The organism is Nonomuraea glycinis, from assembly GCF_035920485.1.
GTDB classification, from domain to species: domain Bacteria; phylum Actinomycetota; class Actinomycetes; order Streptosporangiales; family Streptosporangiaceae; genus Nonomuraea; species Nonomuraea glycinis.
In genome coordinates this window covers 5302611-5324417 of record NZ_CP109166.1, presented here as the reverse complement: position 1 = coordinate 5324417, position 21807 = coordinate 5302611, and the positions used below count along the sequence as shown (strand labels likewise).

At 70.9% G+C, this 21807-nt stretch carries 20 protein-coding genes; 11 read left to right on the top strand and 9 right to left on the bottom strand.

What is annotated here, in order from left to right; all coding sequences use genetic code 11:
- Positions 1 to 15 precede the first annotated feature (15 nt).
- Genes OHA68_RS25095 through OHA68_RS25080 form a run of 4 tightly spaced genes read left to right on the top strand, consistent with a single transcriptional unit; the run spans position 16 to position 4899 of the window.
- Complete coding sequence (locus OHA68_RS25095; RefSeq protein ID WP_327102419.1) at positions 16 to 618, top strand: TetR/AcrR family transcriptional regulator; 603 nt, start codon at positions 16 to 18, stop codon at positions 616 to 618.
- Positions 615 to 1364: an ABC transporter ATP-binding protein gene (locus OHA68_RS25090; protein WP_327102418.1), complete on the top strand. Its 750-nt coding sequence runs from the start codon at positions 615 to 617 to the stop codon at positions 1362 to 1364. Before OHA68_RS25095 ends, OHA68_RS25090 begins: the two co-directional genes overlap by 4 nt.
- On the top strand, positions 1355 to 3091 hold the full coding sequence (locus OHA68_RS25085) for a hypothetical protein (protein ID WP_327102417.1): 1737 nt from the start codon (positions 1355 to 1357) through the stop codon (positions 3089 to 3091). Before OHA68_RS25090 ends, OHA68_RS25085 begins: the two co-directional genes overlap by 10 nt.
- A complete protein-coding gene (locus tag OHA68_RS25080; protein WP_327102416.1) occupies positions 3088 to 4899 on the top strand; it encodes a gamma-glutamyltransferase family protein in 1812 nt (603 codons plus the stop codon). The genes OHA68_RS25085 and OHA68_RS25080 overlap by 4 nt, the downstream gene beginning before the upstream one ends.
- Before the next feature lie 146 nt (positions 4900 to 5045).
- On the opposite strand, the gene OHA68_RS25075 is transcribed toward OHA68_RS25080, so the two are convergent.
- The 3 genes from OHA68_RS25075 to OHA68_RS25065 all read right to left on the bottom strand — a co-directional run bounded on the left by OHA68_RS25075 (position 5046) and on the right by OHA68_RS25065 (position 8018).
- Positions 5046 to 6131, bottom strand: coding sequence for a carboxylate-amine ligase (locus OHA68_RS25075; protein WP_327102415.1), 1086 nt, complete (start codon positions 6129 to 6131; stop codon positions 5046 to 5048).
- Between the two features lie 69 nt (positions 6132 to 6200).
- A complete protein-coding gene (locus OHA68_RS25070; protein WP_327102414.1) occupies positions 6201 to 6857 on the bottom strand; it encodes a M15 family metallopeptidase in 657 nt (218 codons plus the stop codon).
- Positions 6858 to 6869: 12 nt separating this feature from the next.
- A complete protein-coding gene (locus tag OHA68_RS25065; RefSeq protein ID WP_189141659.1) occupies positions 6870 to 8018 on the bottom strand; it encodes an ROK family transcriptional regulator in 1149 nt (382 codons plus the stop codon).
- A gap of 138 nt (positions 8019 to 8156) precedes the next feature.
- On the opposite strand from OHA68_RS25065, the gene OHA68_RS25060 reads away from it, so the two are divergent.
- The 4 genes from OHA68_RS25060 to OHA68_RS25045 all read left to right on the top strand — a co-directional run bounded on the left by OHA68_RS25060 (position 8157) and on the right by OHA68_RS25045 (position 12899).
- Positions 8157 to 9482 (top strand): extracellular solute-binding protein, encoded by a 1326-nt coding sequence (locus OHA68_RS25060; protein ID WP_327102413.1) that lies wholly within the window; start codon positions 8157 to 8159, stop codon positions 9480 to 9482.
- A 6-nt stretch (positions 9483 to 9488) separates the two neighbouring features.
- A complete protein-coding gene (locus OHA68_RS25055; protein WP_327102412.1) occupies positions 9489 to 10505 on the top strand; it encodes a carbohydrate ABC transporter permease in 1017 nt (338 codons plus the stop codon).
- Positions 10502 to 11353, top strand: a complete 852-nt coding sequence (locus tag OHA68_RS25050; RefSeq protein WP_189141656.1) for a carbohydrate ABC transporter permease — start codon at positions 10502 to 10504, stop codon at positions 11351 to 11353. The genes OHA68_RS25055 and OHA68_RS25050 overlap by 4 nt, the downstream gene beginning before the upstream one ends.
- 103 nt (positions 11354 to 11456) lie before the next feature.
- Complete coding sequence (locus OHA68_RS25045) at positions 11457 to 12899, top strand: glycoside hydrolase family 3 protein (protein WP_327102411.1); 1443 nt, start codon at positions 11457 to 11459, stop codon at positions 12897 to 12899.
- Positions 12900 to 12988: 89 nt separating this feature from the next.
- Here OHA68_RS25045 and OHA68_RS25040 read toward each other — a convergent pair whose 3' ends face one another.
- Positions 12989 to 14170: an ROK family transcriptional regulator gene (locus OHA68_RS25040; RefSeq protein WP_189141654.1), complete on the bottom strand. Its 1182-nt coding sequence runs from the start codon at positions 14168 to 14170 to the stop codon at positions 12989 to 12991.
- A gap of 89 nt (positions 14171 to 14259) precedes the next feature.
- On the opposite strand from OHA68_RS25040, the gene OHA68_RS25035 reads away from it, so the two are divergent.
- From OHA68_RS25035 to OHA68_RS25025, 3 genes are all read left to right on the top strand, one after another.
- A complete protein-coding gene (locus tag OHA68_RS25035) occupies positions 14260 to 16398 on the top strand; it encodes an endonuclease/exonuclease/phosphatase family protein (protein ID WP_327102410.1) in 2139 nt (712 codons plus the stop codon).
- A gap of 8 nt (positions 16399 to 16406) precedes the next feature.
- Positions 16407 to 16856, top strand: coding sequence for an RrF2 family transcriptional regulator (locus OHA68_RS25030; protein WP_189141652.1), 450 nt, complete (start codon positions 16407 to 16409; stop codon positions 16854 to 16856).
- 218 nt (positions 16857 to 17074) lie between these two features.
- Positions 17075 to 17854: a DNA-formamidopyrimidine glycosylase family protein gene (locus OHA68_RS25025; RefSeq protein ID WP_327102409.1), complete on the top strand. Its 780-nt coding sequence runs from the start codon at positions 17075 to 17077 to the stop codon at positions 17852 to 17854.
- Here OHA68_RS25025 and OHA68_RS25020 read toward each other — a convergent pair.
- The 5 genes from OHA68_RS25020 to OHA68_RS25000 form a co-directional block, all read right to left on the bottom strand.
- Complete coding sequence (locus tag OHA68_RS25020; protein WP_327109557.1) at positions 17851 to 18207, bottom strand: helix-turn-helix domain-containing protein; 357 nt, start codon at positions 18205 to 18207, stop codon at positions 17851 to 17853. The two genes, OHA68_RS25025 and OHA68_RS25020, sit on opposite strands and share 4 nt — an antisense overlap.
- Positions 18208 to 18493: 286 nt before the next feature.
- On the bottom strand, positions 18494 to 18985 hold the full coding sequence (locus OHA68_RS25015) for a CinA family protein (RefSeq protein WP_327102408.1): 492 nt from the start codon (positions 18983 to 18985) through the stop codon (positions 18494 to 18496).
- 2 nt (positions 18986 to 18987) lie between these two features.
- Positions 18988 to 19560, bottom strand: coding sequence for a CDP-diacylglycerol--glycerol-3-phosphate 3-phosphatidyltransferase (gene pgsA, locus OHA68_RS25010; protein WP_189141649.1), 573 nt, complete (start codon positions 19558 to 19560; stop codon positions 18988 to 18990).
- The gene (rimO, locus tag OHA68_RS25005; protein ID WP_189141648.1) at positions 19557 to 20966 is read right to left on the bottom strand and encodes a 30S ribosomal protein S12 methylthiotransferase RimO; all 1410 of its coding nucleotides are present in this window, start codon (positions 20964 to 20966) and stop codon (positions 19557 to 19559) included. Before rimO ends, pgsA begins: the two co-directional genes overlap by 4 nt.
- A gap of 46 nt (positions 20967 to 21012) precedes the next feature.
- A complete protein-coding gene (locus OHA68_RS25000; RefSeq protein ID WP_327102407.1) occupies positions 21013 to 21786 on the bottom strand; it encodes a helix-turn-helix domain-containing protein in 774 nt (257 codons plus the stop codon).
- Positions 21787 to 21807: the final 21 nt, after the last annotated feature.

Below are 21807 nucleotides of genomic sequence, written 5' to 3'. Positions count from 1 at the left end.
TTTAAAGTTTTGAACGTGCCGCCAGAAAGCCGTACGTTCATCGAAGAAGCGCGTCGCGCCCAGATCATCCAGTGCGCCATCGACGTCCTCGCCACCGAGGGCTACGCCCGGGCCTCCATGGCCAGGATCGCCAAGCAGGCGAAGATCAGCACCGGCGTGATCTCGTACCACTTCGGTGGCAAGCGGCAGCTGCTGGAGGCGGTGATCGGCGAGGTGGCCAGGATGGCCACCGAGATGATGCTGCCGCGCATCCTCGCCCAGCCCACCGCGACCGAGGGACTGCGCGCCTACTTCGAGAGCAACCTGGAGTTCATGCGCGTCCACCGCGGGCCGTTGCTGGCCATGGTGGAGATCATCACCTACACCCGCGACTCCGGCGGCCCAGGTCCGTACGCACTGCAGCACGACACCGCCATCAACGACGTCATGCGGCTCCTTGACTGGGGCCACCGGACGGGAGAGTTCCGCGACTTCGATCCGCGGAGCATGGCGATCGCCATACGCGGCGTGGTGGACGCGGTGCCCGCCCGCCTCGTCCAGGACCCGGAGCTGGATCTCGACCTGCTCGCCCAGGAGTTCGTCGCCCTTTTCACCCTCGCCACCAGGAGGCAGCCATGACCGCGGCACTGGACATCGCCGGTTTAGCGAAGACGTTCGACGAGCACGTCGCCGTCGACCATGTCGATCTGACGGTCCCCCAGGGATCGTTCTACGGTCTGGTCGGCCAGAACGGGGCCGGTAAGACCACCACCCTGTCCATGGCGGTCGGGCTGCTCAGGCCGGACAGCGGCACGGCGCGCATCTTCGGTGCGGACGTGTGGACGGACCCGGCCACCGCCAAGGGGCTGGTCGGGGTGCTGCCGGACGGGATGGCCATGCCGGAGCGGCTGACGGGGCGGGAGGTGCTCACCTATCTGGGGCTGCTGCGCGGGCTGAGCAAGGACCTGGTCGCCGCGCGCGCCGAGGAGTTGCTGTCGGTGCTGGAGCTCGACGGGGCGGAGAAGACGCTCGTCATCGAATACTCGACGGGCATGCGCAAGAAGATCGGCTTGGCCACGGCGCTGCTGCACGCGCCGCGGCTGCTGGTGCTGGACGAGCCGTTCGAGGCGGTGGATCCGGTGTCGGCGGCGACGATCAAGACGATTCTGCGCGGGTTCGTGGCCGGCGGCGGCTCGATCGTGCTCTCCAGCCATGTGATGGCGCTGGTGGAGCAGCTCTGCGACCACGTGGCGGTGATCGACAAGGGCCGGGTGGCGGCCGCGGGACCGCTGGGCGAGGTGCGCGGGGACGCGACGCTCGAGGATCGGTTCGTGGACCTGGTCGGTTCGGTGTCCAGCGGGACCAAGGGGCTGTCATGGCTGTAGCGGTGACCATGGCGCGGATGAAGGTGGCGATCCTGCGCCACTCGATGACCGGCCAGCGGGGCGGGATGGTCGCGATCGCGGGGACGCTCGGGGTGGTGCTCGCCGCGGGCACGATCTATCTGGCGACGCTGGACGGCGACTGGCTCGCCGCCGCGTACGCCGTGTGGATGCTCGGCTGGATCATCGGCCCGGTCTTCTCGGGCGGCGGTGACGAGACGCTGCGGCCGGAGTACTTCGCGCCGCTCGGGCTGCCGCTGCGTCGGCTGGCGACGGGCCTGCTGGTGGCGGCGTTCGTCGGGGTGGCTCCGGCGATCAGCCTGCTCGCCCTGTCCGGCCTGACCGTGCTCGGCGTACGGCAGGGCGGCCTGGCGGCGCTGGTCGCGCTGCCGGCCATGGTGTTGCAGCTGGCCGTGTTCGTGTTGCTGTCGAAGGTGGCCGTGGCGGTGCTCGGCATCGCGCTGCGCTCCCGGGTGGGGGCGATCGGCGCCGGGTTGATCAACGGTGCCGTCCTGGCCTTCCTGGGGCAGGGTTGGGTGTTCGCCTTCGCCTTCGGGCAGGGCGGGCAGATCCCGCCGGTCGTGCGCTACCTGCCCTCCGGCTGGGGGGTGCTCGCCGTACAAGGTGACTACGCGGCGCTCGCCGCGATGGTGGTGCTGATCGCGCTGCTGCTGGGCGCGTGGGCGGCGCTGCTGAGCAGGAGGGCGGGGGCGAGCCGCCCGTCCGCGCGAGGGCGCAGGCCGATGCGGGCCGCGTCGGCGCGGGAGGCGGTCCTGGCCAAGGAGCTGCGCACGTGGACGCGCGATCTGGTGCGCACGCACCAGCTCACGTTCGCGCTGGCCTACGGCGTGTTCTTCGCGGCCGCGCCGCTGGTACTCGGCTGGACCGGGATGCTGCCGTGGGCGGGGCCGATCTTCATCGTGATGGCCGCCTCGATGACCTCGAACCTCTATGGGCTCGATGGCACCGCGCACTGGCTGACGCTGATGACGCCGGGCGCCTCTGACGTGCGCGGCAGGCAGCTCGCCTGGCTGGTGACCGTGGCGCCGGTGGCGGTGGTGCTGGCGGTGACGTTCACCGCGGTCAACGGCGGACCGTGGCCGATGATCATCGCGGTCACGGCCGCGCTGCTCGGTGGAGGCGCCGGGATGGTGCCGTTGATCTCGGTGTACGCGCTGGTTCCGGGGATCGATCCGCAGCGGCGCGGCGGCAACCCGTTGCGGACGAGCGAGGACGACGGCGCTCTCACCGGTCTGGCGTACCTGATGATGGTGCTGGTGGCGGCGACCGCGGTGCCCGCCGGCGTGGTGGCGGCGCTGTTCGGCTGGCCGGGGGTGGCGGTCGGGGTGCTGACCGGGGCGCTGTGCTTCTGGGGTCTGGGGGTGCGCACCGAGCGGAGGCTGGCGGCGCGCGGGCCCGAACTGCTCGACATGATGCGCACCGGCCGCCGACCGGCCTCCTCCAGCATGACGTTCAAGCTGCCGGAGATGCCGAAGACCGCGCGTATCGTCACGATGACGTGCTGGACGCTGGGCGCGATCCCGCTGTTCCCGCAGGGCATCCTGGCGGCGGTCTTCCTGACCAACGGGCAGCTGGAGCATTCGTGGTTCCTGGCCACCTACATGTCGCCGGGGCTGCGCTGGCCGACGGCCATCTTCATGATCCTGCTGGGGCTGACGATGTACGGGCTGGGGCTGTGGATCCCCGCAAGGTATAGGAAGGTTGCATGACTTCCCCCCGGAATGTGTTCACGACCAGGCCTGAGCTGTCGGGCGACTTCGGCATGGTGGCCAGCACGCATTGGCTGGCCTCGGCCACCGGCATGAGCGTGCTGGAGCGTGGCGGCAACGCCTTCGACGCGGCAGTGGCCGCCGGATTCGTGCTGCAGGTGGCCGAGCCGCATCTGAACGGCCCCGCCGGCGAGGTGCCGATCCTGCTGTGGAGCGAGGCCGACCAGCGGGTGTCGACCGTGTGCGGGCAGGGCGTCGCCCCGGCCGCCGCGACCATCGAGCGCTTCGCCGAGCTCGGGCTGGACCTGGTGCCCGGCACCGGGCCGCTCGCGGCGACCGTGCCCGGCGCGTTCGGCGGCTGGATGCTCATGCTGGAGCGGTGGGGCACCTGGTCGCTCGCCGACGTGCTGGCGCCGGCCATCCATTACGCCGAGCACGGCGTGCCGGTCCTGGAGCGGATCGCGGCCACGATCGAGTCGGTCGAGCGGCTCTTCACCGACGAGTGGACCACGTCCGCGGCCATCTGGCTGCCGGACGGCAAGGTGCCGGCGCCGGGCGCCAAGCTGGCCAACCCGGCGCTGGCCGCCACCTACCGGCGGGTGATCGCCGAGGCGGAGGCCGCGTCGAGCACCCGTACGGGACAGCTGGAAGCCGCCCGCCGCGCCTGGTACGAAGGCTTCGTGGCCGAGGCCGTGGCCGATTTCTGCGCCGGCACCGCCTGGCTGGACAGCTCGGGCCGCAAGCACGGGGGGCTGCTCACCGGTGACGACCTGGCGCGCTGGTCGGCGACGGTGGAGGAGCCGGCCACCTTCGACTATCACGGGTACACGGTGTGCAAGACGGGTCCGTGGGGCCAGGGGCCGGTCTTCCTGCAGCAGCTCGCGCTGCTGTCCGGGTTCGACCTGGACGGCATGGGCTGGCTCGGCGCCGATTACGTGCACACGGTGACCGAGGCCGCCAAGCTGGCCTTCGCCGACCGCGAGGCCTGGTACGGCGACGCGGACGTGCCGATGGACGACCTGCTGAGCGAGCCCTACAACGCCGCCCGGCGGGCGCTCATCACGGACGCCGCGAGCTTGGAGCTGCGGCCGGGCGCCCCGGGCGGGCGCTCGCCTCGCCTGCCGGTGTTCCCCGAGGGCGCGGCGACCAGTGTCTCCGGCGTCGGCGAGCCCACGGTGAGCAGGCCGGTGCCCGGCGAGCAGGTGGTGTCCTCGGACGGCGGCGTGCGCGGCGACACCTGTCATCTGGACGTGGTCGACCGGCACGGCAACATGGTCTCCGCCACGCCCAGCGGCGGCTGGTTGCAGAGCTCCCCCGTCATCGCCGAGCTGGGCTTCTGCCTGGGCACCAGGGCGCAGATGTTCTGGCTGCAGGAGGGGCTGCCCGCCTCGCTGCGGCCGGGCACGCGCCCGCGCACCACGCTGTCGCCCTCGTTCGCGCTGCGTGACGGCCGGCCGTGGCTGGCGTTCGGCACGCCGGGCGGCGACCAGCAGGACCAGTGGAGCCTGAACTTCTTCCTGGCGCTGGTGCACGGCGGGGTGAACCTTCAGGAGGCCATCGACGCGCCGATGTTCCACTCCGAGCACTTCCCCAGCTCGTTCTTCCCGCGCGGCTCCCGGCCAGGCGTCGTGCAGGTGGAGGACCGGCTGGACCCGGCCATACAGGCCGAGTTGCGGCGGCGGGGGCACGAGGTGGAGTCGCAGGGCTCGTGGACGCTCGGCAGGCTCAGCGCGGTCGCCCGGGACGGCGACTTCCTGAAGGCCGCCGCCAATCCGCGCGGCGCGCAGGGCTACGCGGCGGGCCGCTGACCCCGTCAGGCCACTGACGGCCGACAAGGCCTCTGACGGCCGACACACCCGGCTGTACGTCCACGCCAGGCGACGGCCGACACACCCGGCTGTACGTCCACGCCAGGCGACGGCTGACACACCTGGCTGGACGTCCACCTCACGGGTCAGGCGACGGTGGCCTCGATGAGGTCGTCGACCACCGCCGCCAGGTGGCCCGAGCCGGCCAGGACCCGGCGCTGCCGGGCGGCGCCCGACCCCTGCCGGAGCAGCCGGTCCAGCCCTTCCTCGACGAACGTCAGGTCACCGGACTGCTCCAGGGCCGGCCGTACATGCGCCAGCAGGCGGCGGGCCAGCACGGGGGCGGGGACCAGCGCGCCGTGCCGTACGTCCAGGCTGTCGCCCGTCAGCCCGTCGCGGGCGGCGCGCCAGTAGGCGGCGCGCAGCACCTCCGACGGGAAGGGCAGCCCCCGGTCGCCGCGCGCCACGTCGGCCAGGGCCGTGACGATCAGGCCGCGGACCAGCCCGACGATGGTGAGGCTGTCGTTCACGTCGAGCGGCACGTCGGCCACCCGCACCTCGACGGTGGGCAGCTTGGGCGACGGGCGGGTGTCCCAGAAGACCGTTTTAGGGTCCATCAGCGCGCCGGACTCCGCCAGGGCGCGCAGCGCCAGCTCGTAGTCGGCGAAGGTCGGGAAGTACGGCGGCGCGCCGGAGACGGGCCAGCGGCCCCAGCTGATCACCCGCCAGGAGACGTAGCCGGTGTCGCGGCCGACGAAGAACGGCGAGTTCGCGGCCAGCGCGATCAGCGTGGGCAGCCACGGGCGCAGGTGGTTGCCCACGTAGACGGCGGCCTCCTCGTCGGGCACGTCCACGTGCACGTGCAGGGCGCAGATGCTGATCTCGTCCTGCAGCGCCCGGTACAGCACGCGGCCCTGCTCGTAGCGGATGTCGTCGCTGAGCGGCGGCGGGATGACGTTGCCGAGCACGGGGATGCCGCTGGCGACGACGGCGAGCCCGCACGAGCGGGCCGCGGCCGCCACCTCCTTGCGCGCGGCGCGTAACTGGGTCCCGAGCTCGGTGAGGTCCGCGGACGGCGCTGTCCTGGCCTCCACCTGGAAACGGGTGATCTCGTGCGCCACGTCCAGCACGTCCGTCGCGGCGGCCAGCACCTCGGCGGCCCGGGGGGCGACGTGGCGGGTGCGTGGATCGACGATGAGGTACTCCTCTTCGACCCCGATCAACGGAACCATGCCCACACCTCGCGAGTGAGTCCAGGAGCCTCCGTACCTTTTGTGCCCCTTGGCCGCCCTCGGGAACCGCTAGATCGGTACTGGTCCGTAACAGGCGGCGGGCTCGCCCGAGACGAGGGCCCAGTAGCGGTCGCCGTAGGACCAGTGCCACCACTCGGTGGGGTAGTTGACCAGGCCGGCCGGCTCCAGGGCGGCGGCGAGGATCTTGCGGTGCGCGCGGGCGTCAGCGGAGATGTGCGGGGCGGCGGTGTAGCAGGCGCCGTCGCTGTCCTCCGGGTTGTCGTTGACCTGGGTGCCCATGTCGTACTCGGTGCCGTCGGGGGCGCACAGGGTCAGGTCGACGGCCGCGCCCGCGGTGTGCGGAGCCACCTCCACAGGGGACACATACCGACTTGCCGCGACATGTGCCTCGTCGGGAGACATTTCCGGGAAGGTGGCCTGGAGCTGGTCCCTGTACTCCTCGAAGTAGCGGCGCTGCGTGCCGATCGGCCGATAGCCCTCGACGATCAGCAGCTCGTAGCCGTCGGGCAGCAGCCGCGCGGCCCGCTCCAGCCGCGCCAGCAGGCCCGACCGCAGGTGCGCGTACGCCCCCGCCGGGTCGGCCAGCCGCTTGTCCACCCGCAGCCGGCCGCGCACGTCGGCCAGCGGGTCGTGGTTCTCCCGCACCGGGATCGCCGCCACCCGGGGGTCGGAGATGAGCACGATGTCGCTCGGAGGCTGCCACATGAGCGTAAATTCTCACACAGTGTCGGAGAAGACCTGTTCCCGGGCCTGCTCCAGAGCCGCCACCAGGGCGCCTCTCAGCACCGGGTTGCCCGCCACCCCGCTGGTGAGCACGGCGGGCCGGGTGGGGCACACGCGCGCCACGGCGTCCTGCACCTTGGCGGCCAGCCGCGCGCCGCCCGCCCGGCCGATGTCACCGCTGAGCACGATCAGCCCCGGGTCGAGCACGACGGCCACCGCCGCCACGCCCACCGCCAGCCTGGCGGCCACCGCGTCCAGGTATTCCTCGTGGCCGTTGCGGATCAGATCGGGCACGGTGGCGCCGGTCACGCCGTACCGGACGGCCAGGCCGCTGAGCGCGTCGTGGTTGACCAGCCGCTGGAAGGAGCCGGAGTTGGGGTGGTTGACGTCGTCGGGCAGCGGCTCGCCCGGCACCGGCAGCCAGCCGATCTCGCCGGCGCCGCCGGTGATGCCGCGGTAGAGCCTGCCGCCGAGCATCACGCCGAGCCCCTGGCCGACACCGGCCCACATGATCACGAAGTCATCGATGCCGGCCGCCGCGCCGTAGCGGTGCTCGGCGAGGGCCACCAGGTTGACGTCGTTCTCGATGGTGACCGAGGCGCCGAGCGTCTGGCGGAGGCTGGCCAGCACGCCGACGTGCCAGGAGGGCAGGTCGAGGGAGAAGCGCACGTCGCCGGTACGCGGGTCGACCACGCCCCTGGTGCCGATCACGAACGCGCGCAGCTGCGACAGGCTCACCCGGGCCGAGTCGCACGCCCGCCGGACCGCGTCCTGCACGGTCTTGACCGGGTCGCGGGCGTCGGCCGGGTTCACGGTGACCTCGACCACCGTCTTGCCTGTGATGTCGGCCACACCTACGGTGAGGCTGTCGGGCAGCACCTCGAGCCCGGCGACGTACGCGCTGGAGGGGACCACACCGTAGAGAGCGGCGTGCGGCCCCCTGCCCCCCGCGCGCTCCCCCGCGACCTCGACCAGCCCCCGGTCCTCAAGCCTGGACAGCAGCTGACCTGCCGTGACCTTGGAAAGCCCGGTACGCTCACCCAACTCCGCTCGCGTGAGCGGGCCGTCGGCGAGCAGGAGCTCCAGTGCGGCGCGGTCGTTCAGTCGCCGCAGCAGTCGCGGGGTTCCCGGGCTCCGGCTCATCGGCGCGTCCCTCTCGTCACGATCAGCTAACGGACGTTTCTTTTAAGAAAGTTTCTTGTTAGTTTAACACCACTCGTAAGGCATTGAACGATCAGCCTGGTGCGGACCCTAGGCCGGCACCCGGGAAGGGAGAACCCTGTGAGGATCGCCAAGATCACAGCCACTACGGTCACCACGGCCGCCCTGGCCCTGGGCCTGGCCGCCTGTGGCGGCGCCGAGGCACCCGCTGAGCCCAGCGCGGCCGCCAGCGCCTCGGCGAGCGGCCCCAAGTACTCCGGTAAGGAGCTCACCTTCTGGCGGCTCGGCGACAGCAACCCCGCCGCCCAGAAGTACACCGACGAGCTGGTGGCCGCCTTCGAGCAGCAGACCGGCGCCAAGGTGAAGGTCGAGTGGATCCCGTGGCCGCAGGTGAACGACAAGTTCACCGCCGCCGCCGCGGGCGGCACCGGCCCTGACGTGACCGAGATCGGCAACGACCAGGTCCCGCTCTGGCAGAGCCAGGAGGCCCTGGCGCCGATCAGCGACATCGTGGCCGCCGGCGACCAGGCCGAGATCCCCAAGAACCTGCTGGGCCTGGAGACGATCGACGGCGAGACGTACGCCGTGCCGTGGGGTGGCGGCAGCCGCGCCGTCCTCTACCGGGCGGACTGGTTCAAGGACCTCAAGATCGAGATTCCGAAGACCTGGGACGAGCTCGTCGCCGCGGCCAAGAAGATCCAGGAGAAGAAGGGCAAGGACGTCGACGGGTTCGCCTTCAACGGCGGCTCCGACGCCAACCACCTGCTGGGCTCCCTGGCCTGGACCGCCGGCGGCGAGTACGCCGTCAAGGAAGGCGACAAGTGGGTCGGCAAGCTGACCGACCCGAACTTCAAGGCCGGCTTCGAGCAGTACACCGGGCTGGTCACCGACGGCCTGTCCAGCAAGTCCCGGCTCGGCCAGAACACCACGGAGATCCGCACCCGCTTCGCCAACAACAAAGTGGGCATGTACCTCACCGCCTCCTGGGACCTGCCGGGGATCGACGAGGACAGCAAGGGCAAGCTCAAGGGTGACAAGCTCGCCTTCTTCCCGCTCCCGGCCAAGGACGGCGGCGAGGCCCAGTCCTTCCTCGGCGGCAACGACATCGCCGTGTGGGGCACCGCCAAGGAGATGGACGCGGCCAAGGACTTCGTGAAGCTGGCCTCCGGCAAGGAGTGGGGCGTCAAGTACGCCACCGACGGCGGTCTGCTCCCGGTCTACCCGGAGGCGCTGGCCAAGCTGGCCGAGGACCCGGCGCAGGCGCCGTTCGCCGCCGCCTTCGCCAAGGCCAAGGCCTTCCCCGCCGACCCGAACTGGACCGAGGCCAACGAGACCAAAGCCGTGCTGCAGAACGCGGCACGCCAGGTCATCGAGGGCAAGGCCACGGCCGACGAGGCACTCGGCAAGGCCAACACCGAGCTCGAGAACATCCTCAACCAGTCCTGACGACTCATGACCGACACGTCAACGCGCACCCGGGGCGGAGGCAACCCCTCCCCCTCGGGGCGGCGCCGCCCCGGGCGCCCGGCCAAGGCCAGCGGCCTGCCGGTCTGGTCCATCCCGTACCTGCTGCTGATCCCCGGTCTGCTCGTCATCGGGGCGTTGCTGCTCTACCCGATGGTCCAGGTCGCGATCATGGCCTTCCAGAAGGTGGGCCTCCCGCAGATCAGGCCCGTCAACAAGCGTCCCCCTGAGTGGGTCGGCACCGACAACTTCAGCCAGATCTTCGACAACGAGATCTTCTGGAGCGCGCTGCGGAACACCCTCGTCTTCGCCGTCCTGGCGGTGACGCTGACGCTGGTCGTGGGCACCGCCGTGGGGGTGCTGCTCAACAAGCTCGGCAAGAAGATGTCCACCCTGGTGATCGTCGGCATCATGTTCGCCTGGGCCGTGCCGCCGGTCGCCCAGGGCATCATCTGGAAGTGGCTGTTCGACGCCGAGGCCGGCATCATCAACTGGGCGTTGAACCTGCTGCCCGACTGGCTGTCCACCCTGGTGTTCGGCCGGTCGGACTGGACCGGCGAACCCTGGCTCAACGACGCCTGGTCGATCTACATGGTGCTGATCATCACGGTGGTGTGGGCGAGCTTCCCGTTCATCGCGGTGTCGGTGCTGGCCGGCCTCAAGGGCATCCCCGCCGAGCTGTACGAGGCCGCCCGCGTCGACGGCGCGTCCGCCTGGCGGACGTTCAGGAAGATCACCTTCCCGCTGCTCAGGCCGGTCTTCGCGGTGCTCACGGTGCTGTCGATCATCTGGGACTTCAAGGTCTTCAGCCAGCTGTACGTCCTCATGGGCGGGCCGACCAACCGTGAGGCGTTCAACCTGTCGATGTACTCCTACGCCGAGGCGTTCAGGTCGCCGCCCAAGATGGGGTCCGGCGCGGCCATCGCCCTGGTGCTGACCGTGATCCTGCTCGTCGTCACGGCCGTGTACGTCAGGCAGCTGGTCAAGCAGGAGGACATGACATGAGTCCGCTCGCCCGCAAGCGCCTGGGCAAGATCGCGCTCAACGCGACCGGCCTGCTGGTGTTCGTGTTCGCGATCTTCCCCGTCTATTGGATGGTGTCGACCGCGTTCAAGACCAACGACCAGATCTTCACCACCGAGTTCATCCCGTTCCCCACGTCCTTCACCTTCGAGCATGTGCACCGGGTGCTGACCGAAGGGGTGGCGGGCAACTCGATCTGGGTCTACATGGGCAACAGCGCGATCGTGGCGCTGGGCACCGTGCTCGTCGGGGCGGTGTTCTCGCTGCTGGCGGCGACGGCGGTGGCCCGGTTCAACTTCAAGGGGCGCAGCACGTTCCTGATCGTGCTGCTGGTCGCGCAGATGATCCCGGCCGAGGCGCTGCTCATCCCGCTGTACCTACGGGTCATCGACCTCGGCCTCGTCGACCAGCTGGCCGGGCTGATCCTGGTCAACGTCGGCCTGACGCTGCCGTTCGGCATCTGGATGCTGCGCACCTTCGTCGCCGCGGTGCCCAAGTCGCTGGAGGAGGCGGCCTGGATCGACGGCGCCTCGCGGCTCACCACGTTCTGGCGGGTGCTCTTCCCGCTGGTCGCCCCCGGCCTGGTGGCGACGAGCATCTTCTCCTTCATCACCGCCTGGAACGAGCTGATCTTCGCGCTGGTGCTGATGAGCGAGTCGTCCGGCTACACCATGCCGGTGGCCCTGCAGTTCTTCTTCGGCCAGAAGGGCACCGACTGGGGCGCCATCATGGCCAGCTCCACGATGATGACCATCCCGGTCGTCGTCTTCTTCCTGATAGTGCAGCGCCGCATGGTGACCGGTCTGATGGCCGGCGCCGTGAAGGGCTGACCCACCCGGTCCTCGTACGGCCCGCCACCGGCGTGCCGTACCCGACCCTGCCGTTTTACCGATGAGGGCCGTACCCCGGCTCTCCCCTTTCCGAAGAGGAGCCATGAGTCGAAGTGATCGGGGGCTGCGCCGTCTCGCGGCCGGCACGTTGCTCGTCGCCTTCCCAGGAACCACCGCGCCCGCCTGGGTGCTGCGAGAGCTTGAGCTCGGCCTGGGCGGCGTGACGCTGTTCGGCTTCAACGTCGCCGACGCCGAGCAGCTGAAGACGCTCACCGCCGAACTGCGAGGGGCGGCCGGGGAGCCCGTCATCTCGCTGGACGAGGAGGGCGGCGACGTCACCCGCCTGGCCTACCACGTCGGCAGCCCGTACCCGGGAAACGCGGCGCTCGGCGCCGTGGACGACGTGGAGCTCACCCGCCAGGTCTACCGGGCGATCGGCTCGGAGCTGGCCGCCTGCGGCATCAACCTGGACATGGCGCCGGACGCCGACGTCAACTCCGAGGCCGACAACCCGGTGATCGGCACCCGGGCGTTCGGCAACGAGGCCACGCTGGTCTCGCGGCACACCGTGGCGGCCGTCCAGGGCCTGCAGTCGGTACGGGTGGCCGCCTGTGTCAAGCATTTCCCCGGCCACGGCGCCACCCGCGTCGACTCGCACCTGTCCGTACCGGTCGTGGACGTCACGCCGGAGCTGCTGCGCGCGCGGGAGCTGGCGCCGTTCAGGGCCGCGATCGAGGCCGGCACCAAGTCGATCATGACCGCGCACGTGGCGGTGCCGTTCCTGACCGGTGACGCGCCCGCGACGCTGTCCCCGGCCGCGCTCACCGAGCTGCTCAGGGGCGAGCTCGGCTACGACGGCGTGGTGGTGTCCGACGCGCTGGACATGCAGGCGATCGTGGACAGCGTCGGCCTGGCCGGCGGCTCCGCACTGTCCCTGGCCGCCGGGACCGACCTGCTCTGCCTGGGCCCCCTGCCCACCTACGACGACGTACGGCAGGTCATCGACGGCATCGTGGCCGCGGTGGACGACGGCTCGCTGCCGCTGTCACGGCTGGAGCAGGCCGCCGACCGGGTGGACGCGCTGCGCGCGTGGTTCGGCTCGCGGACCCACGAGCTCGCCGAGCAGAACGGGATCGGCCTGCACGCCGCCCGCCGCGCGGTCCAGCTCACCGGCACGCCCGCGCCCCTGGTGGAGCCGCTGGTGATCGAGGTGGACACGCCGCCGACGATCGCCGTGGGCGACGTGCCGTGGGGCGTGGGACCGTGGCTGCCCGAGGCCGAGATCCTGCGCGTAGAACCGGCCACCGGCGACGTGCCCGGCCTGCTGGCCAAGGCCACGGGCCGGTCGCTGGTGGTGGTCGTCAAGGACGCGCACCGCAACGCAGCCAGCCGCGAGCTGGTCTCGGCTCTGGTGGCGGCCCGCCCCGACCTGACGGTGATCGAGATGGGACTGCCGATCTGGCGACCGGCCGACGTCACCTACCTCGCCACGTACGGCGCGGCCCGGCCGAACGCGCAGGCGGCCGTCGAACTGCTCATGAGGTGAGCAGCTCCCAGCCGAACGCCCATGTGGCCGTCGAACTGCTCATGAGGTGAGCAGCTCCCAGCCGAACGCCCATGTGGCCGTCGAGCCGCTCAGGAGGTGAGCAGCTCCCCCCGGGCCCGGTCGAGCGCGGCCAGTACGGCGCCGCGCAACACCGGGTGGGGGTCGGTCACCGCGGTGGTGACCACCTGGGGGCGCACCGGGCAGATCCGGGCCACGGCCTCCTCGACCCGGGAGGTGAGCGCCTCGCCCCCGGCGTGCCCCACCTCCCCGGCGAGCACCACCAGGCCCGGGTCCAGGATCACGCAGACCGCGGCCACGCCCAGGGCCAGCCGGTGGGCGATCTCGTCGAGCAGCGGCTCCCCCTCGGCCCCGGCCGCCACCGCGACCTGGACGCTCTGACCGGCGTTGTCCACCTCGAACCCGTGGCTCCGCGCGAGCTCGGCCACCGCCTCGGCGCTCACCAGCGACTGCAGGCCGCCCGCCAGCGAAGGCAGCCGGCCGGGCGAGGTGCGGATGTCCTCCGGCAGCGGCACGCCGGGCACGGGCAGGTAGCCGATCTCACCCGCGCTGCCCGAGCGGCCCCGGTGCAGCTTGCCCCCCAGCATGACCGCCATGCCCAGGCCCCGGTCGGACCAGAGCAGCACGAAGTCGCCACGCCCCTGGGCGGCCCCGTCGGCCTGCTCGGCGATGGCGGCGAGATTGACGTCGTTCTCGATCATCACCTCGCGCTTGAGGTCACCCGCCAGCGCCTCGCGGATGCCCTCGTGCCAGCCAGGCAGGTCGAAGGAGAACCGCACGTCGCCGCTGCGCGGATCGACCACGCCCGGGGTGCCGATGACCACGCCGCGCAACTTGGCCGCGCTCACCTTGGCGGTGCGGCAAGCCTTCATGATCGCGTCGTGTACGACGGGCACCGGGTCGTCGTGCCCGGTGGGATCGACGGCGACCTCGGCCACCGTGCGGCCGTTGATGTCGGCGATCGCGGTGGAGATCAGGTTGGGCCCGACCTCGAGTCCGGCCACGTACGCGCTGGAGGCGATGACGGAGTAGAGGGCCGCGTTGGGCCCGCGCCCGCCCGCCTGCGCGCCGACGACCTCGACCAGCCCGCGCTCTTCGAGCCTGGCCAGCGTCTGTGACGCGGTCACCTTGGACAGCCCGGTCAGCTCCCCGATCTGGCCGCGCGTCATGGGTCCGGTGGCCAGCAACAGATCCAGTGCGGCCCGGTCATTGATCTCCCTTAGCAGTCTGGGCACACCAGGGCGTCGCTCCACGCTGAATCCCACCGTCTTATCGAAAAGGCTTGCTGGAAGTTTAGCGCTCCCCGCCTTGCTGACCAGCGCAGAGAAGGCGAGGATGACTCATGACCTCCCCCCGCCACCAGGCCGTGCTGCTGGCGCTCGGCATCATGATCCTCTTCGACGTGCTGCGCGTCTTCCTGCCGTCGCTGATCACCCTGTTCGGGCGCGCCGGGTCCACCCCCGCCGAGCTGATGGGCCTGTACGCCGCCGCCTGGTTCGCGCTGCCGTTCCTGTCCGTACTCCTCAGGCCGCGCTGGGCGCTGCTGGGCGGGGCGGTGGCCCTGGTGGTGGCGCGACTCCTCCTCCAGGCGGGAGTCGAGCAGCTGTACGTCGCCTCGGCGGGCGTGACGGCCGGCCTGGTCTTCCTCCACGGCTGCGCACGAACGCTGCCCCGAGCCGCGGTCCCCGGCGGAATCATGAGCGGCCTGGCATTCTCGACGCTCGCACACCTGCTGCTCAACGGAGTGGACCTCATCTGGCGGCCCGGCCTCCTCCCCTGGCTCGCCACCCTGACCCTCTGCACCTCCCTCCTGCTCCTGGTCCGCCAGCCGCCCGCTCCTCCCCAAGCCCTCATGCCGCCCGCTTCTCCCCAAGTGCACGTGCCGCCTGCTTCTCCCCAGGTACGCGTACCGCCCGCGGATGATCTGGCGCCCGCCCGCGTCTGGTTCCTGTTCGGCCCCACCTTGCTGCTGACGGGGATGGCCACCACGTCCTGGGCCAAGGCGGCGCAGGGGCCGGAGCCGCTGATCTGGGTCACCGGGACAGCCGCCCTGCTGCTGCTCGCCCTCGTCGCAGCCACCTGGCAGGCCTTCCGGCCGCCGCTGCCACGGGTCCTGGGCACCCTCGCCGGTGTCCTGCTCGTGTGCTGCACCACCGTCTTACTCCTGCCGTCCGTCAGCCCCGCACTCGGCGGCAGCGCCCAGGCGGCCGCCGGTGCCCTGGCGATCCTTTGCCTCGGGCCCACGCTCGCCGCCGCCGGCCGAACCCCGGCACGCCCCGGACGGCAAGGGCTCGGCGCGCTCGGCGGCGGACTGGTCTTCCTGATCGCCGCCTTCGCCTACTACGCGGCGTACGACATGGACCTCGGCTTCCCACAGCAGTTCGTACCCATCGCGACAGCAGTACTCGTCGCAGCCGTCGCGTTCCTCCCCCGGCCATCGCCCCGGACAGACGACCAGCGCCCCACCAACGCCACCCCCGCAGAAGACAGCCAACCTCCCACCAGCACCGCGCCTGGAGAAAGCAGCCAGCTTTCCACCAGCGCCACCCTCGTAGAGGGCGACCTGCCTCCCACCGGCTTCGGAGAAGGCGGCAGGCGGCGTGGCCGGGTCGTGCTGGGGGCCGCGGTGCTGCTCGTACCGCTCGTGGTGGCGGCCACCTGGCGGCCCGCGCCGCCGGTGCGGGCCACTCAGGGGGACACCATCAAGCTGATCGCCTACAACATCCGGATGGGGTTCGGCCTGGACGGGCGGCTCTCGCTCGACGACATAGCGGCCTGGGCCGCCGCCCAGCGGCCCGATGTGGTGCTGCTCAGCGAGGTGGACCGCGGCTGGTTGCTCAACGGCGGCCACGACGACCTGGCCAGGATCGCCCGCGGGCTGGGCATGCGCTACCACTTCGCCCCGGCCGCCGACAACGTCTGGGGCGACGCGCTGCTCACCCATCTGCCGGTCCGCCAGGTGCACTCGCACCCGCTCGGCCGCCACGACTACCCGACCGGCGCCCAGGCGCAGGCCATCGTGCTGGAGGTGGGCGGCAGGGAGCTGGGCATCGTCAACACCCACCTCCAGGCCCCGGACGGGCAGGCGCCCGAGGTGGCCGCCATCGTTCGCGCCCTGGCAGCCGGCGAGGACGCGGCGCGGGCCCGCCCGACCCCCACCGCCCCCGGCGGGCCCGCGCAGACCCCGGTGAGCGCCACGTCCGCAGGCGTCGTCAGGCCGGTGGTCCTCGCCGGTGACCTGAACACCCGGCCCGGCGATCCGGCCATGGCGGTGCTGGAGGCGGCAGGTCTCTCCGACCCGCTGACAGCGCTCGGCGATCCGCCCACCTCGCCCGCCGACGCGCCCACCGAGCGGATCGACCACGTGCTGATCAGCAAGGGTCTGACCGCGATATCCGCCCAGGCGCCGATGATCGCGTACTCCGATCATCTGCCCGTTCTGACGACCTTGCGACTAACCAGTGTTGACCAGGAGGGATAATCGAGAACATGCGCCTTTCCGCTCGTGTCGACTACGCCCTCCGCGCCGCCGCCGAACTTGCCGCGGCCGGTGCCGGTCCGACCACCGTGGGTGAGCTCGCCAAAGAGCAGGACATGCCCCCTAAATACCTGGAAAACATCCTTTTGCAGATGCGCAGGGCCGGTCTGGTCCGCGGCCAGCGTGGCCCCGAAGGCGGCTATGTCCTGGCCCGGCCTCCTGCGGAGATCTCGCTCGCCGACGTCATCAGAGCCGTCGACGGCCCCCTGGCCAACGTCCGGGGCGAGCGCCCCGAGCACGTCGGCTACCGCGGCCCCGCGATGTCCCTGCAGCAGGTGTGGATCGCCCTGCGGGCCACCGAGCGGGCTATCCTGGAGGAGGTCACCCTGGAGCAGGTCGCCAGCGGCGCTCTCCCTGACCGCGTCCGCCAACTCGCCGCCGACCCCGCCGCCTGGGACTGACCCCCACCCCACCGCTTCACAGCACACCGGCCCAGTGAAGAGCCACCCCCACCTGACAACGACCGGCCCCCCGACCCCACCTCCGAAACAGCGCTCACAGCGAACGGCACCACACGCCCGCCGGTCACGCGGACCCTGAAGTGCGGGGTGCCAGGAGGCTGCGGCGGTCGATCCGTGCCGGTACGCGGGCGGCCCCGTCTGATTTCTAGACTGGAGGCATGCCCGAAGGAGATGCCGTCTACCGCACGGCCGCGCGCCTGCGCAAGGCGCTGGACGGCCAGGTGCTCACCCGGTCGGAGTTCCGGGTGCCGCGGCACGCCACAGCCGATCTCACCGGGCGCACGGTGCTGGAGACGGTCTCCCGTGGCAAGCATCTGCTGACCCGGGTGGAGGGCGGCCTGACCGTGCACACGCATCTGCGCATGGACGGAAGCTGGCAGGTGACAGCCCCGGGCCGGCGGGTCGTGGGGGGAGACAGGGTGCGGCTCATCCTCGCCAACGCGCAATACCAGGCCGTGGGCATCCGACTGGGGATGGTGGACCTGCTGAAGACGGCCGAGGAGGGCCAGGTCGTCGGCCATCTCGGGCCGGATCTCCTGGGGCTCGACTGGGACCCGGTCGAAGCCGTGCGTCGGCTGCGCCGGGATCCGGACACGACGATCGGGGAGGCGCTGCTCGACCAGCGCAACCTGGCCGGTATCGGCACCATCTACCGCGCTGAGACGCTGTTTCTACGCGGGATCTGGCCGTGGCGGAGGGTTGGGGACATCAAGGATCTGGACGGGCTGGTCACACTCGCCCAGCGACTGCTGGACGCCAACAAGCACCATGCGGGCACGGTCACCACGGGCGACCGCCGTCCGGCGAACCAGACCTGGGTCTACGGCAGGGCGGGCAGGCCCTGTCGCCGATGCGGCACCCGCATCAGCCGCGGCGAGATGGGAGCACACGCACAGGAGCGGCTGGTCCTGTGGTGCGGCGGCTGCCAGCCTCGTTAGGCAGCCACCATGTCCTTGACTTCGGGGAACACAGTGTCGGAAATGGCTCCGGGCACCGACTCGGCAAGGGGAAGACGCTCGTGCTCGGGCGCTTCGGCCAGCACCGGGGCAGCCTGGAGCTCTGCCAGTGCGAACTGGTCGGACACCTCACGCAGCACCTGCGACAGCGGCACTCCGAGTGCGCCACAGATCGATGCGAGCAGCTCGGATGACGCTTCCTTCTGGCCGCGTTCGACTTCGGACAGGTAGCCCAGCGAGACACGCGCCAGCGTGGACACCTCGCGAAGTGTACGTCCCTGCCGCACCCGCAGCCGTCTCAGCACATCGCCGAGCAGCTGACGCAGCAGAATCATCTGTCGCTCCCTCCCCGGCGTGGATGTCTTCACCACGCCCCGCGCGATCGGATCGTGCCGCCCATTGTTCTTCTTCGCTTCGTACATGCTCCTCGCCGTCATCATCGGACGTCTCCGCCCCTGGCCCGTCGCACGTGGCTCATCGCGTGACTCATCAGGCCCGCCTGCCGGGCGCTTGCTGCTTGCAGTTGGCTCACGGACCTCACTCACACATCCACCGTACCCGTATCGACCGACACCGCGTCAGACCGTGCTTGGCTTGTTCGCTCGGGACGTAACACGGTAATCATCCGGAATGTTCCCCTTCGTTAGCCTTCACCACACTTGCTAGGAGATCAATCGCCTGATCCATCGTCTCTATCCTGATACGTTCGCGAGACCCTTTCAGGCTCAGCTGTCGCTGATGTATCTCATCATCCGGACCGCTCACCGCCACGTAGACCGTCCCGACCGGCCGGCCGTCCTGCGGCTCCGGCCCCGCGACCCCCGTCACGGCCAGGCCGTACGACGCCGCGCAGAGCCGCGCGACACCGGCCGCCATCGCCGCCGCCACCTCGGGGTGCACCGCCCCCTCGCGCCGCAGCAGGTCCTCGGGCACGCCCAGCAGGGCCTGCTTGAGATCGGTGGCGTACGAGATGACCCCGCCCCTGAACGCCTGGGACGCCCCCGGGACGGTGGTGATCGTGGCGCCGATGAGGCCGCCGGTCAGCGACTCGGCCACGGCCAGCGTGGCCCGCCGGCGCACCAGCGCCGCCAGGACCTCAGCCACCTGCGTCATGCTCACTCCCCGCGTGCTCGCCTGGCCACCTTGCGCAGCTGGAACGCTCGTACGACATAGTCGACCCCCGTCGCCACGGTCACCACCACGGCCGCGCCCATCGTCACCCAGCGCAGCGGATCCGGCACGCCGGGCAGGATGTAGAGCACGATCGCGGCGATCTGCAGGACCGTCTTGACCTTGCCGCCATAGCTGGCCGGGATGACCGCGCGCCGGATGAGCACCAGCCTGAGCAGCGTGATGCCGATCTCCCGGCCGAGGATCACGATGGTGACCCACCACGGCAGCTCGTTGAGCACCGACAGGCACACCAGCGCCGCGCCCGTGAGCGCCTTGTCGGCGATCGGATCGGCGATCTTGCCGAAGTCGGTGATGAGCCCGTAGCGCCGGGCCAGCTCACCGTCGAGGTGGTCGGTGAAGGACGCCACACCGAAGACCGCCAGCGCGGCCAGCCGCCACCCGGTGCCCGGCATGAGAAGACAGAAGACAAAGAAAGGGACGAGCGCCAACCTGAGGACCGTGAGGACGTTGGCGATGTTCCACGGGCTCACCACCCGGCGCTCGTCCTTGGTCATGGACCGGCCTTGATTCGTGCGATCAGGTCAACCCCCTCGGCGTCGACCACGACCGCCCGCACGATCTGGCCCCGGACCAGCCCGATGCCCTGCACCGTGCAGGATCCGTCGACCTCCGGTCCCTGGTGGGCGGCCCGGCCCTCGTAGCCGCCGTCGCCCAGGTCGTCGTCGATGAGCACGTCGACCTCGGTGCCGATCCGCTCCTCCGCGCGCTGCGCGGTGAGCTCCTCGGCCAGCTCGGTGAGCACGCGCACGCGCTCGTCGACGATCTCCTGGTCGAGCTTGCCGTCGAAGCCGGCCGCCTCGGTGCCGTCCTCGTCGGAGTAGCCGAACACACCGATCACGTCCAGCCTGGCCCGCTCCAGGAAGCCGACCAGCTCACCGAACTCCTCCTCGGTCTCGCCGGGGAAGCCCACGATGAAGTTGGAGCGCACGCCCGCCTCCGGGGCGTGCTCGCGCACGGCGTCCAGCAGGGACAGGAAGCGCTCCGGATCGCCGAAGCGCCGCATCCGGCGCAGCACGGTGCCGCTGGCGTGCTGGAAGGACAGGTCGAAGTAGGGGGCGATGCCCTCGGTGGAGCTCAGCACGTCGATGAGGCCCGGCCGCAGCTCGGCGGGCTGCAGGTAGCTCGCCCGCACCCGGTCGATGCCCTCGACGGCCGCCAGCCTCGGCAGCAGCTTCTCCAGGGCTCTGAGGTCGCCCAGGTCCTTGCCGTAGGACGTGGAGTTCTCGCTGACCAGGACGAGCTCTCGGACGCCGCGGTGGGCCAGCCAGTCGGCCTCGGCCACCAGATCGTCGGGATCTCGGGAGACGTAGGCCCCGCGGAAGGCCGGGATGGCGCAGAACGTGCAGCGCCGGTCACAGCCGGAGGCCAGCTTGAGTGAGGCCACCGGGCTCTCGTCGAGCCGCTTGCGCAGCACGCGAGGGCCACTGACGGGGGCGACCCCGTCGGGGAGGTCCCCGTGGCCGGGGATGTGGGACCTGGGCGCGGCGGCGCGCTCCACAGGTGAGATGGGCAGCAGGGTGCGGCGATCACGTGGGGTGTGCGGCTTGAGCGAGCGGCCGGCGACGACGTCGTCGAGCCGGCCGCCGATGTCGGCGTAGTCGTCGAAGGAGATGACCGCACTGGCCTCTGGCAGCGCGTCGGCGAGCTCGTTGCCGTAGCGCTCGGCCATGCAACCCGCGGCGACCACTTTGGCCCCGGAGTCGGCGGCGGCCAGCAGCGTGTCGATGGAATCCTTCTTCGCCGAGTCGATGAAGCCACACGTGTTGACGACGACGACGTCTGGGTCGTCGTCGCCCAGCTGCCAACCGGCAGCCTCAAGTCGCGCGGCCAGCTCCTCGGAGTCGACCTCGTTGCGCGCGCAGCCCAGGGTGATCAGCGATGCGGTTCGGCGGGATGACATGGTGAACACTACGGTATCGGGAGTTGGCCACCACCCGATGCACGGGCTACCGCGCTCGTGGTTTGGCGGGGCCGAACGAGCGCTTCACCATCTCCCCGCTGGGGCCCGCCGGCCCCAGATTCTTGCCGTTGACCTGCAGCGAAACCGCGCCCCCGTCGGCGATGACGAGATTCATCCGGGTCGCTGTGCGCCAGGTCGAGGATCGGCCCGCCTGCAGCGTGCCGGCGAACATCTTCTTGCCCTTGGCGTCGTTGACGTTCAGATAGGAGGCGCGCTTGGCCTTGACCTTGACCACGACCAGGTCCTCCTTGGCGATCGCCTTGGCCTTGGACTTGGCCGGTGAGCGGCGCGGCTCCTCGGTGAACGGCGAGTTGGGCGGCACGCTGGACCCCGCCGGGTTGTTCCCGCCGGCCGTGCGCACGTGGTCGGACTCGCCGCCCATGACCCGCACCACCCCGAACACCACCACCACGGCCACCGCGACGCCCAGCGCCATCGTCCAGCTCGGGCCGCGCCGCTCGCCGAGATTGGTCGTACGGTCGGCCTGGAACACCGCTGCGGCGCGGACGGGCGGCGGCGCGCCCCCGTGCTGCTGGTCGTAGAGGTGCACCACCTCGTCCGGATCGAGCCCCACCGCCTTGGCCAGTGCCCTGACGTGCCCCCTGATGTAGAAGTCGCCCTCGAACTTCGAGAGGTCATCGCGCTCGATCGCAAGGATGATCGCCTCCCGGATGCGCGTGATCGCGCTGAGCTGCGCGACCGTCAGCCCCGCCGACTGCCTGGCGGCCGCCAGCATTGCCCCTGTGCTCTGCTCCTGCACAGCAAACGCCTCCCCCACCAC